The 17,210-nt window shown below is 62.8% G+C and carries 14 protein-coding genes; 10 read left to right on the top strand and 4 right to left on the bottom strand.

Going from position 1 to position 17,210, the window contains the following annotated elements:
- Positions 1-95 precede the first annotated feature (95 nt).
- The 3 genes from ACJD00_RS09760 (at position 96) to ACJD00_RS09750 (ending at position 3,016) form a co-directional block, all read left to right on the top strand.
- Complete coding sequence (locus ACJD00_RS09760) at positions 96-1,130, top strand: TerC/Alx family metal homeostasis membrane protein (RefSeq protein ID WP_418906852.1); 1,035 nt, start codon at positions 96-98, stop codon at positions 1,128-1,130.
- A 124-nt stretch (positions 1,131-1,254) separates the two neighbouring features.
- Positions 1,255-1,743, top strand: a complete 489-nt coding sequence (locus ACJD00_RS09755; protein ID WP_418906851.1) for a MarR family winged helix-turn-helix transcriptional regulator — start codon at positions 1,255-1,257, stop codon at positions 1,741-1,743.
- A 10-nt stretch (positions 1,744-1,753) separates the two neighbouring features.
- A complete protein-coding gene (locus ACJD00_RS09750) occupies positions 1,754-3,016 on the top strand; it encodes an MFS transporter (protein WP_418906850.1) in 1,263 nt (420 codons plus the stop codon).
- 450 nt (positions 3,017-3,466) lie between these two features.
- Here ACJD00_RS09750 and ACJD00_RS09745 read toward each other — a convergent pair whose 3' ends face one another.
- Together ACJD00_RS09745 and ACJD00_RS09740 are read right to left on the bottom strand one after the other, a co-directional pair.
- Entirely contained in the window at positions 3,467-4,744 is a 1,278-nt protein-coding gene (locus ACJD00_RS09745) for an alpha/beta fold hydrolase (protein ID WP_418906849.1), read from the bottom strand.
- A complete protein-coding gene (locus ACJD00_RS09740) occupies positions 4,741-5,232 on the bottom strand; it encodes an N-acetyltransferase family protein (protein WP_418906848.1) in 492 nt (163 codons plus the stop codon). Before ACJD00_RS09740 ends, ACJD00_RS09745 begins: the two co-directional genes overlap by 4 nt.
- Positions 5,233-5,295: 63 nt before the next feature.
- On the opposite strand from ACJD00_RS09740, the gene ACJD00_RS09735 reads away from it, so the two are divergent.
- Positions 5,296-6,048, top strand: coding sequence for a metal-dependent hydrolase (locus ACJD00_RS09735; protein WP_418906847.1), 753 nt, complete (start codon positions 5,296-5,298; stop codon positions 6,046-6,048).
- A gap of 23 nt (positions 6,049-6,071) precedes the next feature.
- Here the strand turns inward: ACJD00_RS09735 and ACJD00_RS09730 are convergent, their stop codons facing one another.
- A complete protein-coding gene (locus ACJD00_RS09730) occupies positions 6,072-8,603 on the bottom strand; it encodes a DEAD/DEAH box helicase (RefSeq protein ID WP_418906846.1) in 2,532 nt (843 codons plus the stop codon).
- Positions 8,604-8,679: 76 nt separating this feature from the next.
- On the opposite strand from ACJD00_RS09730, the gene ACJD00_RS09725 reads away from it, so the two are divergent.
- Positions 8,680-9,468, top strand: coding sequence for a methyltransferase domain-containing protein (locus ACJD00_RS09725; RefSeq protein WP_418906845.1), 789 nt, complete (start codon positions 8,680-8,682; stop codon positions 9,466-9,468).
- Between the two features lie 6 nt (positions 9,469-9,474).
- Here the strand turns inward: ACJD00_RS09725 and ACJD00_RS09720 are convergent, their stop codons facing one another.
- Positions 9,475-10,128: an MBL fold metallo-hydrolase gene (locus ACJD00_RS09720; protein ID WP_418906844.1), complete on the bottom strand. Its 654-nt coding sequence runs from the start codon at positions 10,126-10,128 to the stop codon at positions 9,475-9,477.
- Positions 10,129-10,208: 80 nt separating this feature from the next.
- Between ACJD00_RS09720 and ACJD00_RS09715 the strand changes: the two genes are divergently transcribed.
- From ACJD00_RS09715 to uvrC, 5 genes are all read left to right on the top strand, one after another.
- On the top strand, positions 10,209-10,586 hold the full coding sequence (locus tag ACJD00_RS09715; protein WP_418906843.1) for a GntR family transcriptional regulator: 378 nt from the start codon (positions 10,209-10,211) through the stop codon (positions 10,584-10,586).
- A 314-nt stretch (positions 10,587-10,900) separates the two neighbouring features.
- A complete protein-coding gene (gene uvrA, locus ACJD00_RS09710) occupies positions 10,901-13,804 on the top strand; it encodes an excinuclease ABC subunit UvrA (RefSeq protein ID WP_418906842.1) in 2,904 nt (967 codons plus the stop codon).
- Positions 13,805-13,885: 81 nt separating this feature from the next.
- The gene (locus tag ACJD00_RS09705) at positions 13,886-14,593 is read left to right on the top strand and encodes an HAD hydrolase-like protein (protein WP_418906841.1); all 708 of its coding nucleotides are present in this window, start codon (positions 13,886-13,888) and stop codon (positions 14,591-14,593) included.
- A gap of 11 nt (positions 14,594-14,604) precedes the next feature.
- Positions 14,605-15,261: a lysophospholipid acyltransferase family protein gene (locus tag ACJD00_RS09700; RefSeq protein ID WP_418906840.1), complete on the top strand. Its 657-nt coding sequence runs from the start codon at positions 14,605-14,607 to the stop codon at positions 15,259-15,261.
- 2 nt (positions 15,262-15,263) lie between these two features.
- A complete protein-coding gene (gene uvrC, locus ACJD00_RS09695; RefSeq protein WP_418906839.1) occupies positions 15,264-17,201 on the top strand; it encodes an excinuclease ABC subunit UvrC in 1,938 nt (645 codons plus the stop codon).
- Positions 17,202-17,210 lie beyond the last annotated feature (9 nt).

Below are 17,210 nucleotides of genomic sequence, written 5' to 3'. Positions count from 1 at the left end.
ACGACGAGGCACCGGGCACAGCGGCCGTGGAATTAGACCACGGTGGAGAGACTTGCGGATCATTGCCAACCCTTTAGTACGAAAGGCGGTCGTCCGTGGGTCATACCGGACTGACGCTCCAATTCGAAATCATTTCTCTTGCGGTTCTCTGCCTGATTCTGCTGGCCGACTTGCTCTATGTCGTCAAGCGCCCGCATGTGCCATCCATGAAGGAAGCTGGCCTATTCGTCGGCTTCTATATCGCTCTCGCGATAGCCTTCGGTGCGCTGCTTTGGTGGCAGGCGGGCCCAGATATCGGCCAGGAATTCTACGCTGGCTGGGTCACCGAATACTCGCTATCCATTGATAACCTCTTTGTCTTTATCATCATCATGACCCGCTTTGCGGTGCCGCGAAAGTATCAGCAAGAGGTGCTGATGTTCGGCATCATCATCGCGCTGATTCTCCGTGCGATTTTCATTCTGCTGGGCGCTGCCGTGATCGAGCACTTCTCGTGGGTGTTCTACATCTTCGGTGCCTTCCTGCTGTGGACAGCATGGCATCAGTTGAAGGATGAGGACGACGAAGATGAGGAAAGCGGCCTGGTCAAAAAGCTGACCGCCAAATTGCCGGTCTCTAAGGACTACGACGGCGCCAAGTTGCGCACCGTTGTTGATGGCAAGAAGCTGTTCACCCCGATGGTCATGGTCTTCATTACCATCGGCATGACCGACCTGCTCTTCGCGGTGGACTCGATTCCGGCGATCTTCGGCCTTACCCAGTACGCGTTCATCGTGTTTACTGCGAACATCTTCGCGCTAATGGGTCTGCGGCAGTTGTACTTCCTGCTTGGCGGCCTCATGAACCGACTCGTGTTCTTGAAGCACGCACTTTCCTTCATCCTCGCGTTCATCGGCGTGAAGCTGGTCTTCCACGCGATGCATGAGAACGAACTGCCGTTTATTAATGGCGGCCATGGGATCGAGTGGGCTCCGGTTATTCCGACCAACATATCGCTGCTGGTCATTCTGGGCACCATCGTGGTGGCAACCATTCTCTCGCTGTGGACCCCGTGGGGTCGTCGCGCGGCGGAGAAGGCCGCGACTCATGCGATTGAGCCGGAGAAAAATGGCGCAAACGACGGGCACTAACCCCTAACTGTTGCGGTAGCTCAGGCGGCCCGAACGTTCACCACGTTGAACGTTCGGGCCGCCTTTGTGTTTTCTCACAGTAATTTGCATAGCTAGGCTATGTATTTTGCGTTATAGTTGAAACATGCCAACTAAACGATCGGGCGTCTCGTCCGTTACCGACGACACCGCCGAGAGAGTATCCCGCGTTGCCGGGTCTATTTCCCGCTACCTCGGCCGCATCGTGGGAGACGGACGCTCGGTTTCCGCCTGGCGCGTGCTGGGCACGCTGGCCACGTCGGGGCCACGCCGGATCGGCGATCTTGCCACCGATGAACGCATCGCGCAACCCACAATGACCTCGCTGATTTCTCGGCTCGAGGCCGAGGGGCTTGTGCGCAAGGTGCCTGATGATCATGATCGTCGCGCCCTCCTGGCCGAGCTCACCGAACGTGGGCATGAAGAGGTTTTGGCCTACCGGCACCGTGCCGCGGCCGCCCTCGATTTCGCCATGGATGGGCTCTCGGCCGAAGAATTTGACCTACTGGCCCGAAGCGCCGGAATCCTTGAGCACGTGGCCGGTCGTTTACAAGAGCATGCTTTGAGCGAGAAAAACTACGCAACCGGAAAATGAGTACTAACGAATGAGTGACACGACGCAGAAGCAGCCATCGCTGCTTAAACAGCCGAGTTCCGTGTGGGCAATCGCCTTTGCCTGCATGGTCTCCTTCATGGGAATTGGCTTGGTCGACCCAATCTTGCCCGCTATCAGCCGGGCCCTTGAGGCATCCCAGTCGCAGACCATGTTGCTTTTTACCAGCTACCTGTTCATCACCGGGTTGGCCATGTTCTTCACCAGCTGGGTCTCCGGCCACATTGGCGTCAAGAAGACGCTCGTGGTGGGACTCGTGCTGATCGTAGTCTTCGCCGCGCTGGCTGGAGCCAGTGCAGATGTGAATCAGATCCTCGGGTTCCGTGCCGGCTGGGGACTGGGTAACGCGCTGTTCCTTTCCACGGCGCTGGCGGCAATCGTCGGGGCCGCCAGCGGCGGCAGCCGGCAGGCCATCGTGCTTTACGAAGCAGCGCTGGGCATTGGCATGGCCGTCGGACCGCTTCTCGGCGGTGCCCTAGGAACCTTGTCGTGGCGTGGCCCGTTCTTCGGCACGGCCGCATTGATGGCCATCGCCCTCATCGCCATTGTGGCCTTCTTGAGATTGCCCAAGGACGCACCGGCCCCGGCCAAGATTTCGATCACCGCAAGTTTCCGCGCCCTGCGTAACCCGGCGCTGTTGGCCTTGTCGATTACCGCCCTGTTCTACAACTTCGGATTCTTCGTGTTGCTGGCCTACACCCCGTTCCCGCTAGAAGCTGCGGCTAAGGCGATGGGCATGGACTTCGGGGCCACCGAACTGGGCTTCGTCTTCTTTGGCTGGGGTTTGGCGCTGGCAATTACCTCGGTCATTGTTGCACCACCGGCCACCCGCCGCTTCGGCCTGCGTCCGGTGCTCTTCACGATGCTTGCGGCCTTGGCTATTCTGCTGGGCTTGATGGCGATATTCCATGCGCAGCTCGTCGCGCTGATCGTGCTCGTGGTTATCGCCGGACTGGTGCTGGGCATCATGAATACGGCGTTGACCGAAGCAGTGATGGAGGCCACCGACTTGCCACGTAACGTGGCCAGTAGCACTTACTCGGGCGTGCGTTTTCTCGGTGGTGCGGTGGCGCCAGCCGTGGCAGGCCCACTGGCCACGGCGGCTGGGGCCGCAGCCCCTTACTGGCTAGGCGCCGGGGCCGTCGTTGTGGCGATCGTGGTTCTGATCTTGGCGGGACACAAACTTAGCCATATCGGTACCGCGCATGAGACGCGCGAAGAAGTCGTGCAGGATGTTCTCGTGGGTGACGCGTAGCCGCGGCCCAGCCTGCATGCGGGCCGGCAGGCACCTTCCAAGAGGGTGCCTGCCGGTCTTTTCCGTACCCCGAGACAGGAGTGCCTGATGGTTTGGTGTTCCGGGCTGCCTGCTGACAGGTCGCCGGTGGATACCGAAGGGACTGAAGGCTCCACGTACCGCCGGACCATAGCCTGAAGCACAATGAAATCGTGGGTGCCCCATCTCGAGGTTCTCAAGGCAAAGGGCTCGCGTGCGGGGAATGAGAGCTTCGACGGAGGATTCCGGTGACCGGTATCCGGAGACTAGGCCGGAACAGGCCGCGGGGCGAGCGTCGAGAACCGGTAATTTCTCAAGGGTTCGGAATGCGGCGCCACGCAAAAGGGCTGGATGGGGAGGCCGCTAGGCGCTGGGCCGTGCCTGGTAGGGTCGAACGCCCGGACCGGTGCCTTACCGATCCGGGCGTCGTGGTTAGTCGGAAGCCGTTTCGGCTTCCGACTCGTTGGTCATCGCGAGCAATTTGGCGAAGATCTTCGGTCCGTCTTGTCCGATGCCGTCGTGGTGGTAGTCCTTGGTCACCCAGGCCTTGAGTCCTCGAACCTGCTCGGCGGTGCGGAGAGACAGCTCGCGATCGACGTAGACGTCGTCGTGATACACCGCGGCGGCCACGGGCACTGTGTTCGTGGCCAGCACCTCGAGATCATAGAGCGGGGCAAATCCCTCGTGTTCGGCCAGAATCCGTGCCGTTTCTTCCAACGGTCGAAGAGCCGGATCCTCGGTAAAGTACCAGCGGTACACCATTTCGCCGGTCAACAGGGGAGTTGGCGCGTGCGCACCGAAGGCCGGGAACTCCTCAAGGACCGCTTCGGCGGCCCAATTCGTGGCCTCGCCCTGAGCGTAAATACTCTCATGGAGCACCGCGTAGAGCGGGTTGGAAGCGCGCGAGGCCTGCTCGTAGAGGGCGGTGAGAAAACTATCGGACAGGCGACGCCCGCCCGGGGTGTTAATGAAGGCTTCCTCGAAGACGAAATGCAACTGGTGCACCCGGGCGTTACCGCCTAGGTACTGGCCCAGCATCTGCACCAGCGGGACGGTGACGCGGCGTCCATCGGGCAGGAACTCGTCGTCATTATGGCGTACATGCTCGTAGATGGCGTGCAGGGTTTCGCGGTCTTGCGGGTACCAGGAGAAGTACTCTTCGTTGCGTTCGGCCATGCGCTGGTAGGTGGCCCGATACACGGTGCGGGCATCGGCCTCCAGGGAGGCCAGTCCGCCGGTGACCAGGCACCGCGTTAGCGACTGCGGGGCGAGCGACAGGTAGGTCAGGGTGCAGAACCCGCCATAGCTCTGCCCGAGCGTGGACCACTGCTCGATGCCCAGGTGCTCACGCAAGGCCTCGGCATCGCGGACAATCGAGTCCGCGCGGAAATGCATCAAATAGCGGGCCTGCGCCGCCGGATCTCCGCGGAGTCCAAGCGACTGTCGGTTCGCCGGTGTGGACAGGCCGGTGCCGCGCTGGTCGAGCAGCAGCACCCGGAAATGCTTCACCGCCTCCGCGAGCCACCCCGAGAGGGTGGCGGGGCGCGGGGACTTACCGCCCGGTCCACCCTGCAGATAGAGCAGCCACGGCTTGTCCTGATCCACGCTGACCTCGCGCGCGAAGATTTCAATCTGCTCGCCGGTGGGCTGGGCATGGTCCAGCGGCACCATGAGACGGTGCTCGGTGACGGTCATTCCTTCGTAGTTCATGAGCGTGCCGCCTGCACACCGCCGAGGGCTTCGAGCGCCGCACCGTCGAGCCGACGCGTGGTCCAACCGTCCATGGAGGATGCACCGAGTGCGTCGTAGAACTCGATGGCCGGAGTGTTCCAGTCCAGCACCGCCCATTCGACCCGGCGGTAGCCGCGGGACACCGCGATTTCGGCCAGGGTGTGCAACAGTGCCGCCCCGGTGCCGCGTCCGCGCTGGGATTCGCGCACGTAGAGGTCCTCGAGGTGGATGCCGTGGCGGCCCTCCCAGGTGGAGTAGGTCAAGTACCAGAGGGCGACGCCGACGATCTGACCTGCGTCCTCGGCCACATGGGCGAAGACCTGCGGGTTCGGGCAAAAGAGGTGGGCCTCCAGATCGGGAACGGTATTGCGCACCGCATCGGGTTCCCGCTCATAGTCGGCCAGTTCTTGGATGAGCTCAAGGATGTCGGCGCAATCGCCGATCTGTGCTTCGCGAATGGTTGCCATGTGTTCAAGCTTACTCCGCGCCGGGCGGCTAAAACGTCGGTGACCAGTCCTAAAGTGGAGTGCATGATGGGCGGACACCATGCCATGAGCGGCGCAGCCGCGTGGCTGGCATTAACAACACCGGTAGCACTCGGCGCGGCACACCTGGGCTTCGGCGTACTCGAAACCAACCGTTGGGAAACCTTGGCCGGGGCCATTGTCTGCGCAGGTGCGGCGCTTTTGCCGGATGCCGATCATCATGGCGCCACCATCTCTCGCTCGTTGCCACCGATTTCGAATCTCATTACCCGGGTCATTGGCACGGTCTTTGGCGGACACCGCAATGGGACGCACTCCCTGCTCGGGGTGGGGTTTTTCGTCGCGTTGGCGTGGCTCGCCGACCGCTGGTCGATGCAGACCAGCGCCTTCGGGGTGATTTATCCGGGCGCGGCGCTCTTTAGCATCGTGCTGATTTCCTTCGCCGTGAAGACGATGAAATTCATGCCCGAGCTACTGTGCTGGGTGATCGCGCTGTCCGCCGGCGCCTTCGTGGGGATGAACGCCCCAGCCGATCGCGCGTGGTTCCCGTTAGCGGTGGCGCTGGGTGTGATCGTGCATGTGCTGGGGGATATGCTCACCACCGGTGGCTGCAATCTGTTGTGGCCCATCAAGATCAAGTCCCCGCGGTGGTTCCGCAAGATCCCCGGGATTGGCCTGTGCTGGAAGGGCAACGGGCGCATTGCGATCCCCGTGCTTGGCGACACCGGGTCGCAAGCCGAATGGATGCTCGCCAGCGTGCTGACCTCCTACGTGGCGGTGGCGTTACTCGTCGCGTAACGCCACCGGGTGGCGGTCGGTAATCAGCCCATGCGGCCGATGGAGGTCACCGTGAGTACCGGCGCCCCGGCTTCGTCGGAGGCATCCAGATCGACCTCGGCATTGATGCCCCAGTCGTGGTCGCCGGCCGGGTCAGCGAAAATCTGCCGTACCCGCCAGGTACGGCCCTCCTCGGTGACCAGGAACAAGTCGGCGGCGCGGCCGGCCGGTCCGTCGTCAATATCTTCATGCTCGTCGAAGTAGTCGTCCATGAATTCGGCCCACGCATCGGCGTCGAAACCGGCCTCGCCATCGAGCTCGCCGAGCTCATTATCCTTTTCGTCGGCAAAGAGCTTCACGCGGCGGAACATTTCATTGCGCACCATCACCCGGAAGGCGCGACGGTTGGTGGTCAGCCGTTCGGGAGCCGGGGGAGTGATTTCCTCCTGATGCTCCTCCGGCACCTCGCCGCGACTGAGTTCCTCCCACTCGTCGAGCAGCGAGGAGTCAATCTGGCGAATCATTTCGCCGAGCCATTCGATCAGATCCTCGAGGTCTTCGCGTAGCGAGTCCTGCGGCACGGTCTGTCGCAGCGCCTTGTAGGCGTCGGTGAGGTAACGCAAGAGCACGCCCTCGGAACGAGCCAACTGGTAGTACTGGACGAAGTCGGAGAAGCCCATGGCCCGCTCGTACATGTCACGCACCACCGACTTGGGAGCCAGTTCGAAATCGGCGAGCCACGGGGCCCCGGCCCGGTACTGTTCAAAGGCCGACTCGAGCCGTTCGGCCAAGGGCTGCGGGTAGCTGACCTCTTCGAGGGCGGCCATCCGGTCGTTGTATTCCAGTCCTTCGGCCTTCATGGCGGCAATCGCCTCACCGCGGGCCTTCTTCTCTTGGCCGGAGAGCACCTGGCGAGGCTTTTCCAAGGTGGCCTCAATGGTGGACACCACATCTAGGGCATAGCTGGGGGAGTCCGGATCCAAGAGCTCAAGGGCCGCCAAGGCAAAGGGAGACAGCGGCTGGTTCAGCGCAAAGTTCGCCTGCAGGTGGACGGTGAGCTCATAGTAGTTCCCGAATCGGTCCGGCTGCTCGCGGCGCACCACGACCCCGGTGGCGATCAGTTCACGCAGAATGCCCAGGGCGCGCAACTTCAGTTTGCGCTGCGCCGACGGCGTTTCATGATTCTGGGTGAGCAGGCGCACCGCGGCCTCGAAGGCATTATCTTCGCGCTCGAGCAGGTTCAGCAGCATCGAGTGCGAGACCTGGAAGGAGGACTTCAGCGTCTCCGGAGGGGCGTCGACGATCTTCTCGAAGGTTTTCTCGCCCCAGGTCACGAATCCCTGCGGCGGCTTCTTCTTGGGGATCTGGCGGAGCTTGGTCGAACCCTCGCCATGCTTCTTAACGGCCTTTTCCATGGCCTTGTGGTTCTCGATCGCATGTTCCGGGGCCTGTACGAGCACGGTTCCTGCGGTGTCGAAACCGGCGCGGCCGGCACGCCCGGCGATCTGATGGAACTCGCGGGCGTTGAGGATACGGGTGCGGGTGCCGTCGAACTTCGACAGTGCGGTGATCACCACGGTGCGGATGGGCACGTTAATGCCCACCCCGAGGGTGTCGGTACCGCAGATGACCTTCAGCAGCCCGGCCTGCGCCAACTGTTCGACGAGTCGGCGGTACTTGGGCAGCATGCCCGCATGGTGCACGCCGATGCCGTGACGCACCAACCGGTTGAGGGTTTTGCCGAAGCCGGCGGAGAAGCGGAATCCGGCGATCAGCTCCGCGATGCGGTCCTTCTCCTCGCGGGTGCACACGTTGATGCTCATCAACCCGCTGGCGCGATCGATCGCATCGAGCTGCGAGAAATGCACGATGTATACGGGGGTTTGCTTGGTGGAGATCAGTTCCTCCACCGCTTCCTGCACCGGCTCCATGGAGTAGTGGAAGTGCAGGGGAATCGGACGCTGGGTGTGAGCGACGGTGACCGTCGACTTACCGGTGCGTTCGCTCAACTCCTTTTCGAAGCGCGTCACATCGCCCAGCGTGGCGCTCATCAGCAGGAACTGGCTCTGCGGCAACTCGATCAGCGGCACCTGCCAGGCCCAGCCACGCTGCGGGTCGGCATAGAAATGGAACTCGTCCATCACCACGCAGCCCACGTCGGCCCGCGAACCCTCGCGCAGGGCCAGGTTCGCCAGGATCTCGGCGGTGCAGCAGATGATCGGGGCGTCGGCGTTCACCGAGGAGTCTCCGGTGACCATTCCGACGTTCTCGGCGCCGAAGATCTTGCAGAGGTCGAAGAACTTCTCGGAGACCAAGGCCTTGATCGGCGCGGTGTAGAAGCTGATTTGGTCGCGCGCCATGGCGTAGAAATGCGCGGCGATCGCCACCAGAGATTTCCCCGAGCCGGTGGGGGTAGCCAAGATGACGTTACTGCCGGCAGCCAGGTGCATCGAGGCTTCATCCTGGGCGGGGTAGAGGTCGATCCCACGGGTCGCCACCCAACGCCCGAAGGCCTCGTAGATGTCGTCCTCGGACACGTTGGCGGGATCTTGGGGCAGGTAATCGGTGAGCAGCATGATGTCTCAAGCCTATCGGGCCGCCGCGGTTTGTGCGTCACCGCGCCTCGGCCGTGGGTCGCATAGGCTACGAACTATGGAATGGAACCCGACACAGTACGCGCAATTTTCGGATCATCGAAGCCGACCTTTCTTCGATTTGCTGGGACGGATCCCGCAGCTCGATCCGACGAGCATCGTCGATTTGGGCTGTGGGCCCGGGAATATTACCGAGGTACTCGCCCAGCGCTGGCCGCAAGCGCAGGTGCTGGGGTTGGACTCATCGCCGGAGATGGTCGCTCGTGCCAATGCCGTGGCAGCAGCCGAGAATCTCAGCTTCGCCCTGGCCGACGCGGCCAGCTGGGATGTGCCCGAGGGTACCGATCTGTTGGTCTCGAGCGCGATGTTGCAGTGGCTCGACGGGCATCAAGTGCACCTCGAACGCTGGCTGCGGCAGCTAGCCCCCGGCGCGGTGGTGGCTATCCAAGTGCCGGGGAACTTCACCTCACCGTCTCATGCGGTCATGCGCGAGGTGGCGCAGAGCCCACGCTGGGTCGAGAAGTTGCGTGGGGTCCTGCGCCACGGTGACGCGGTCGCTGACCCATCCGACTACCAGCAGTTATTCATTCGGTGTGGTCTCGAGGCCGACGTGTGGGAAACCACCTATCAGCAGTTGCTCACCGGCGCCGACCCGGTGCTTAGCTGGGTGCGCGGCACGGCGTTGCTGCCGGTCAAGGCGGCGCTGTCCGCGGCGGATTACCTCGCCTTCGAAGACGACTATCGTGCGGCGATCGCCGAGCATTACCCTTCGTTCACGGCCCTCGATGGTCAACTGCTGACCAACTTCCCATTTCGCCGGATCTTCATGGTGGGCCGCAAAAACTGACCCGGTTTACCAGCCGCGAGCCTGCCACTCAGCCAGGTGCGGGCGCTCGTCACCGAGCGTGGTGGAATCTCCATGTCCGGGCAACACCAGCGTGGCGTCATCAAAGCGTTCGAAGACCCGCTCGGTGACGTCAGTAAACAGCGACATGAAACGTTGCGGATCATTGCCCGTGTTGCCAACGCCTCCGGGGAATAAGCTATCGCCACTGAGCACAACCACCTGGCCCGAGGAGTCTCGTAGCACGTACGCAATCGAGCCTGGAGTGTGTCCGCGCAGGTGAATCGCTTCGATGATCACGTCACCCAGCTCAATGTGTTCGCCATGGCGCAACGGATGCGAGGTCTTGATGCCGCATTCCTGCTCGATACCCGCGACGTCGTCAGCGCCCGCATAGGTGGGGACCGGGTACCGGGAGCTCAGCTCGGCAAGCGCCCGCACGTGATCCCAGTGCTGGTGGGTCGTCGCAATGCCCACAAGCTCGGGATTGGGGCCGTCCGCCGATGCCTCGGAGAGTAGGCCTGCAATGGCTTGGATATCGTCGGCGGCGTCCACGAGGAGTTGTTGACCGCTCGCCCGCTCGGTTACCAGGTACACGTTATTGTTCATCGAGGAGACGCTGACCCAGCGAATCACCACGTCGTTAAGTACAAGTTCAGCCATGGCTCCAGCCTACGTCTCCCGAGCAGACCTGCGCGATAGGCTCGGGGGCGGAGAAGCAAATGTGGCAAGGAAGGGATCCCGTGAGCGAACTGGAGTTCATTAGCGTCGATAACACATTGGAGACGGCGCCCTATCAGCAGGTCCGTGAACAGTTGCTCGGTGCAATCGCCTCGGGGCGCTTGGCTCCGGGTACCCGTCTACCGTCCGTGCGGGCGCTCGCCGGACAGGTCGGTCTGGCGGTGAACACGGTGGCGAAGGTCTATAAGGAGCTCGAAGCCCAGGGAGCCGTGGTCACAAGGGGGCGGCACGGCACCATCGTGCAGGCCGGCGCCGAGGCCGGCGAGCAGGCGGTTTCGGACGCGGCCGCCGATCTGGCGCGGGTGGCCCGGACGTGGTCGGTGGATGAGGAACGTGCGGTGAAGTATTTGCGTGCGGCCTTTAGTTCCCTGCCGGACTAGCGTCCAAGCGTCGGGGATCTGTGCCGGAGCCAAGCCTGACATCGGCAAGTACAATGCGTGCCTATCACTACCTTCGGGCCACGCGCCGAGTTGCCCGCGTCGGGTTGTCGCGCCGGGGCCAAGATTTCGGGACCCTAGTGGTCCAAATGCGCGAGCTTAGGCGGTTGCACGACGGTTCGTGATTCCGTGCCCCGTAGTGAACCGCAGCGGCTTGGTGACCTCGTGGACTCAAGTCACCGCGTTGGAAGAACCGCCTCGGAAAACTGTGCTGAAGAGAACACCGATTCGAATCAATTTTCGATTATTATGGCAGGGTGGCTACTACTGCAGAGAGCAAAACCTTGGATCTTTCGCGCCTGATCGTCAAGGGCGCCCGCGAGCATAATCTGAAGAACGTCGACCTGGATCTGCCGCGCGACGCAATGATCGTGTTCACCGGGCTCTCCGGATCGGGCAAATCTTCGCTCGCCTTCGACACCATTTTCGCCGAAGGGCAGCGTCGCTATGTCGAATCGCTCTCGGCCTACGCGCGCATGTTCCTCGGCCAGGTGGATAAGCCGGATGTTGACTTCATCGAGGGGCTTTCCCCGGCGGTATCCATCGACCAGAAATCCACGAGCCGTAACCCGCGCTCGACGGTGGGTACGATCACCGAGGTCTACGACTACATGCGTCTGCTCTGGGCGCGTGTGGGACGCCCGCACTGCCCGGAATGTGGCGAGCCGATCTCCAAGCAGTCTCCGCAGCAGATCGTCGACCAGCTACTCGAGCTACCGGAGAAGACACGCTTCCAGGTACTCGCCCCGGTGGTTCGTGCCCGCAAGGGTGAGTTCGTCGACCTGTTCGCCGAGCTGTCCTCCAAGGGATTCGCCCGTGCCCGCGTGGACGGGGAAACCATTCAGCTCTCCGAACCGCCGAAGCTGGCCAAACAGTACAAGCACACCATCGAAGTGGTCGTGGACCGACTGGCCATTAATGATTCGGTGCGACAGCGGCTCACCGACTCGGTGGAAACGGCGCTGAATATTGCCGAGGGTCGCGTGGTGATCGACTTCGTCGACCTGGATGCCGAGGACCCCAAGCGTACCCGGGCCTTCTCCGAGAACCTGGCCTGCCCCAACGAGCACCCGCTGGCCATCGACGAGATCGAGCCACGTACCTTTTCCTTCAACAATCCCTTCGGTGCTTGTTCGGCCTGTAGCGGTATCGGCACCAAACTCGAGGTCGACGAGCAACTGATCGTTCCGGACCCCGAGGTGACCCTGGCCGAGGGTGCGATCGCCCCGTGGTCGTTGGGCAAGGCCACCACCGAGTACTGGAACCGGTTGATCGAGGGCCTCGGCAACGAACTGGGCTTCACCATGGACACCGCCTGGAAGGATCTGCCGGCCAAGGCCCGTGCCGCGATCCTGGGCGGCAAGGACCATAAGGTCGTGGTGCAGTACCGCAATCGGTTCGGTCGCGAACGCAAATACTCCACCGGCTTCGAGGGTGTCATCTCCTACGTGCACCGCAAGCACCAGGAGACCGAGTCGGATCACGCCCGCGACCGCTACGAGCAGTACATGCGGCAAATTCCGTGCCCGACCTGTGGCGGGGCACGACTCAACCCGGCATCCTTGTCGGTGCTGGTCGGTGGCAAGTCCATCGCCGCGGTCTCCGCCATGGACCTGCGTAGTGCCAGTGACTTCCTCACCAGCCTCGAGCTGACCGAACGTGAGGCGAAGATCGCCGCCCAGGTGCTGAAGGAAATCGGCGCGCGTATGAAGTTCCTGCTCGACGTCGGGCTGGAGTACCTGACGCTGGAGCGTGCCGCGGGCACCCTTTCCGGCGGTGAGGCTCAGCGCATCCGGCTGGCCACGCAGATCGGGTCCGGTCTGGTCGGGGTGCTCTACGTGCTCGACGAGCCCTCCATCGGCCTGCATCAACGCGATAACCGACGCCTGATCGATACCTTGTTGCACCTGCGGTCGTTGGGTAACACGCTGATCGTGGTGGAGCACGACGAGGACACCATCGCCGAGGCGGATTGGATTGTCGACATTGGCCCGGGCGCCGGTGAACATGGCGGCGAGGTGGTGCACTCCGGATCCGTGGAGGGCCTGAAGGCCAACACCCGCTCGTTGACCGGCGATTATTTGGCTCGTCGTAAGCAGATCGAGGTGCCGGCGACCCGTCGCGCCGTGGACCCAGCGCGGATGCTCACCGTCGTGGGCGCCTCCGAGAATAACCTGCGCGACGTGTCGGTGGATTTCCCCTTGGGTGTGCTCACCGCGGTGACCGGCGTTTCCGGCTCCGGTAAGTCCACCTTGGTCAACGACATCCTGTACAAGGTGCTGGCCAATAAGCTCAACGGTGCCAAGCAGGTGCCGGGTCGGCATACCCGGGTGCGTGGGCTCGAGCATCTGGACAAGGTCGTGCACGTGGACCAGTCGCCGATTGGCCGAACCCCGCGTTCGAACCCGGCGACCTACACCGGGGTGTTTGATCACGTCCGTAAGCTGTTCGCCGAAACCCAGGAGGCGAAGCTGCGCGGCTATCAGCCGGGCCGTTTCTCCTTCAACGTCAAGGGCGGACGCTGCGAGGCCTGCTCGGGCGACGGCACGCTGAAGATCGAGATGAACTTCCTGCCCGACGTGTATGTGCCCTGCGAGGTATGCCACGGGGCGCGCTATAACCGCGAAACTCTGCAGGTGCATTACAAGGGCAAGACCATCGCCGATGTGCTGGATATGCCGATTGCCGAGGCCGCGGAGTTCTTCAGCGCCTTCACGCCCATCGCCCGACACTTGAACACCTTGGTGGATGTTGGACTCGGCTATGTGCGCCTAGGACAGCCGGCCACGACACTCTCGGGCGGGGAGGCGCAGCGCGTGAAGCTGGCCGCCGAATTGCAGAAGCGTTCGAACGGACGGTCGATCTACGTACTTGATGAGCCGACCACCGGCCTGCACTTCGAAGATATCCGCAAGCTGCTGACCGTGCTGCAATCGTTGGTCGACAAGGGCAATACCGTGCTGACCATCGAGCACAACCTCGACGTCATCAAGTCGGCAGACTGGATCATCGATCTGGGACCCGAGGGCGGTTCCGGAGGCGGCATGATCCTGGCGACCGGCACCCCGGAGGACGTGGCCCGGGTGCCCGAATCGCACACCGGAGCCTTCCTCGCCGAAATTCTCAACGAACCGGTGGGCAGTGCGGCCACGAAGGGCTAAAAGCGTGGCGGCCACCCCCGAAATATGCCCGCACAGGCATCAATTGGGCATGTGGTGGCCGCTTCGTGGGAAGATAGGCTCGTGGAAAACTCGACAGCCTGCGTGCTCTTTGACCTAGACGGCACACTTGTGGACCCGGCGGGAGCCATTACCTCGGGGATCCGGCAAGCCCTGCGGTCCAATGGGGTGGCCGATCCGGGGGAGGACGCCGTTGAGTCGTTGGTTGGTCCGCCGCTGCGGATCGGGCTCGCGGAACTCCCGGGCGTTACCGCACAGAATCTTGATAAGATCATCGCCGACTACCGGCAAGAGTACGCCGCTCGTGGCATGGCCGCTTCCCGCGTCTACCCGGGCCTTCGTACGTTGTTGCGTGACCTCCGCGCGAGCGGTGTGCACGTGGCCGTGGCGACCGCGAAACCCGAACCCATCGCCCGGGAACTGATCCGCGTACAGGGGCTGGACAGCGACCTCGACGCGATCTACGGCAACGACGACGAGGGCGGGGCGCATGGGACGAGCAAGGCCCATATTGTCGCCCGCGCCTTGGCCACCTCGGCGGTGGACGCCAAGCGCACGGTGATGGTGGGGGACCGTCATTACGACCATGACGCGGCGCAGGCGCATGGACTAGGCTTTATCGGCGTGCTGTGGGGATTTGCGCAGGACGGGGAATTCTCGGCGGTCGAGCATCTCGCGGCGGATGCCACGGAACTGGCCGAACTGCTGGGCCTAGACGGTCACGGCATAGATCACACTTCGCAGGAACTTCAGGAGGACCCGAACGCATGAGCCTTTACACCATGACCCGCTCATCCATTCGGGTAATGCTGCACACCATGTGCCGGCCGGAAATCATCGGGCTGGAGAACGTGCCAAAGGACGGGCCACTGATCGTGGCCTCAAACCACCTGTCGTTTTTGGACTCCATCATCATTCAGGCGCTGACCCCACGAAGCGTCTCCTTCTTCGCCAAGGCCGAATACTTCACCACCCCCGGGTTGAAGGGCAAGGCGATGAAGCACTTCTTCGAATCCGTGGGTTCCATCCCCGTGCAACGCGGGGAGCAGGCCGCCTCGGTGGCCGCCCTTGAGTCGCTCATTGAGATCCTCGAATCGGGGGAGGGCATTGGCATCTACCCCGAGGGAACCCGCTCGCGCGACGGAAAACTCTACCGCGGCCGCACCGGTGTGGGCTGGCTGGCACTCACCACCGGCGCCCCGGTGGTTCCCGTGGGACTGATCGGCACCGAAAAACTGCAGCCCGCCGGGGCCAAGGGCATTCGCCCGACGAAATTCACCATTAAGTTCGGGGAGCCACTGTACTTCGAGCAGATGGGGCGCAAGCACCCCCTGCCGGAACGTCGACGCGCCACCGATCAGATTGTCGATGCCATTGCCGCGCTGAGCGGGCAGGAGCGGGTGGCCGCCTACAACCAGTTGCCGCCCGACGCGAAGTAACGATGGCCGATCCCGCTAGCTACCGCCCTAAAACCTCGGACATCCCGACCCAGCCGGGCGTGTATCGCTTCCGCGATGAACACGGCCGGGTGATTTACGTGGGCAAGGCCCGGGTGCTACGCAACCGGCTGTCCTCCTACTTCGTCAACCCGCAACGGTTGACCCCGAAAACCCGCACCATGGTCTTCACCGCGGCCAGTGTGCAGTGGACCGTCGTGGGCTCCGAACTCGAGGCCCTGCAGCTTGAGTACACGTGGATCAAGCAGTACGCCCCGCGCTTCAATATCGTGTTCCGCGACGATAAAACCTACCCCTATCTCGCGGTCACCATGAACGAGCAATTCCCGCGCGCCCTGGTGATGCGCGGCGACAAGCGCAAGGGCGTGAAGTATTTCGGGCCCTTCTATCCGGCCAAAGCCATCCGCGAAACCCTCGATACGCTGCTACGCGTCTTTCAGGTGCGCAGTTGCTCCCCGGGGGTTTTCAAACGGGCCCAGGCCTCGGGCCGTCCCTGCCTGTTGGGCTACATCGACAAATGCTCGGCCCCGTGCGTTGGGCGCGTGACCGAGGAAGAACATCGCCAGCGTGCCGAAGATCTGTGCACCTTCATGGGCGGTGAGGCGAAGAAGTTCACCCGCGAGCTGACCACCAAAATGCAGCAGGCGGTGGCCAACCTCGAATATGAACAGGCGGCGCGCTACCGCGACGACATCGCGGCCCTGAACAAGGTCTTCGAGCGCAACGCCGTGGTGCTCCCGGAACAGACCGACGCCGATATCTACGGAATTTTCGAAGATGAGCTTGAGGCGGCGGTGCAGGTATTCCAGGTGCGCGGCGGGCGCATCCGGGCCCAGCGCGGCTGGGTCGTGGAAAAGGTGCTCGACCATACGCCCGCAGAATTCATTGAACATCTGCTCACCCAGGTGTATGCCGATAACGCCGACCGGATCCCGCGTGAGGTGCTGGTGCCCACGCTGCCCGAAGACGATGCCGAGCTGACCCAGTGGCTCAGTGAGTTACGCGGAGCCAAGGTTTCGCTGCGTGTGGCCCAGCGTGGCGACAAGGCCGCGCTAGCCCAAACGGTCACCGAAAACGCCGAGCAGGCCCTGCGGTTGCACAAGTCCAAACGCGCCGGGGACCTTTCCACCCGCTCGCTGGCCCTTCAGGAATTGCAGGAAGCCCTCGACGCTCCCGAGGCGCTGCTCCGTATCGAATGCTACGACGCCTCGCACACCCAGGGCACCAACGTGGTCGCGTCCATGGTGGTGTTCGAGGATGGGCTGCCGAAGAAGAGCGAGTACCGGAAATTCTCGATCACCGGTGAGGCGGCGCGCGACGATACCGCCAGCATGTATGACGTGATTCATCGGCGCTTCAGCCGCTACCTGCGCGACCGTGACGAGCAGAGCGACTACACCAGCGGCCAGATCGACGTGGAGTCCACCGAACAGCGTAAATTCGCCTACCCGCCGGCGCTGGTCATCGTCGATGGTGGGCCGCCGCAGGTGGCCGCCGCGCAACGGGCCATGGACGATTTGGGTATTACGAACATCCCGGTGGTGGGCTTGGCCAAGCGGCTCGAAGAGCTCTGGCTGCCCGACGATGACTTCCCGGTGATTCTGCCGCGCTCCTCGGCGGCGCTGTATCTGGTGCAGCGGTTGCGCGACGAGGCGCACCGTTTCGCCATCACCTTCCACCGCGCCAAGCGCGCCAAGTCGATGACGGCCTCCGAACTGGATGCGGTGCCCGGCCTGGGTCGTGCCAAGGCCGAGGCGCTGCGCAAGCATTTCGGTTCCATGAAGAAGATCCGTCAGGCCAGCGTCGAGGAACTCGAGCAGGCCCCGGGAATTGGACCGAAATTAGCCGCGGCAATTCACGAGGCGCTGGGTGAGAAGTCATCGGGCGGAGTGAACATGACTACGGGTGAAATTCTCGACTAGCCTTGGACT

The sequence above is a fragment of the Glutamicibacter endophyticus genome, assembly GCF_048457885.1.
Lineage (GTDB): Bacteria > Actinomycetota > Actinomycetes > Actinomycetales > Micrococcaceae > Glutamicibacter > Glutamicibacter endophyticus.
Note: the sequence above shows the minus strand (reverse complement) of the source record. Positions and strands in the feature narration are given on the sequence as shown.

What these genes read in the sequence shown, in the direction of transcription:
- ACJD00_RS09755 (WP_418906851.1), top strand. Translation starts at nt 1,255, where the DNA reads ATGCCAACTAAACGATCGGGCGTCTCGTCCGTTACCGACGACACCGCC.
- ACJD00_RS09750 (WP_418906850.1), top strand. Translation starts at nt 1,754, where the DNA reads ATGAGTGACACGACGCAGAAGCAGCCATCGCTGCTTAAACAGCCGAGT.
- ACJD00_RS09745 (WP_418906849.1), bottom strand. Translation starts at nt 4,744, where the DNA reads ATGAACTACGAAGGAATGACCGTCACCGAGCACCGTCTCATGGTGCCG.
- ACJD00_RS09740 (WP_418906848.1), bottom strand. Translation starts at nt 5,232, where the DNA reads ATGGCAACCATTCGCGAAGCACAGATCGGCGATTGCGCCGACATCCTT.
- ACJD00_RS09735 (WP_418906847.1), top strand. Translation starts at nt 5,296, where the DNA reads ATGATGGGCGGACACCATGCCATGAGCGGCGCAGCCGCGTGGCTGGCA.
- ACJD00_RS09730 (WP_418906846.1), bottom strand. Translation starts at nt 8,603, where the DNA reads ATGCTGCTCACCGATTACCTGCCCCAAGATCCCGCCAACGTGTCCGAG.
- ACJD00_RS09725 (WP_418906845.1), top strand. Translation starts at nt 8,680, where the DNA reads ATGGAATGGAACCCGACACAGTACGCGCAATTTTCGGATCATCGAAGC.
- ACJD00_RS09720 (WP_418906844.1), bottom strand. Translation starts at nt 10,128, where the DNA reads ATGGCTGAACTTGTACTTAACGACGTGGTGATTCGCTGGGTCAGCGTC.
- ACJD00_RS09700 (WP_418906840.1), top strand. Translation starts at nt 14,605, where the DNA reads ATGACCCGCTCATCCATTCGGGTAATGCTGCACACCATGTGCCGGCCG.
- uvrC (WP_418906839.1), top strand. Translation starts at nt 15,264, where the DNA reads ATGGCCGATCCCGCTAGCTACCGCCCTAAAACCTCGGACATCCCGACC.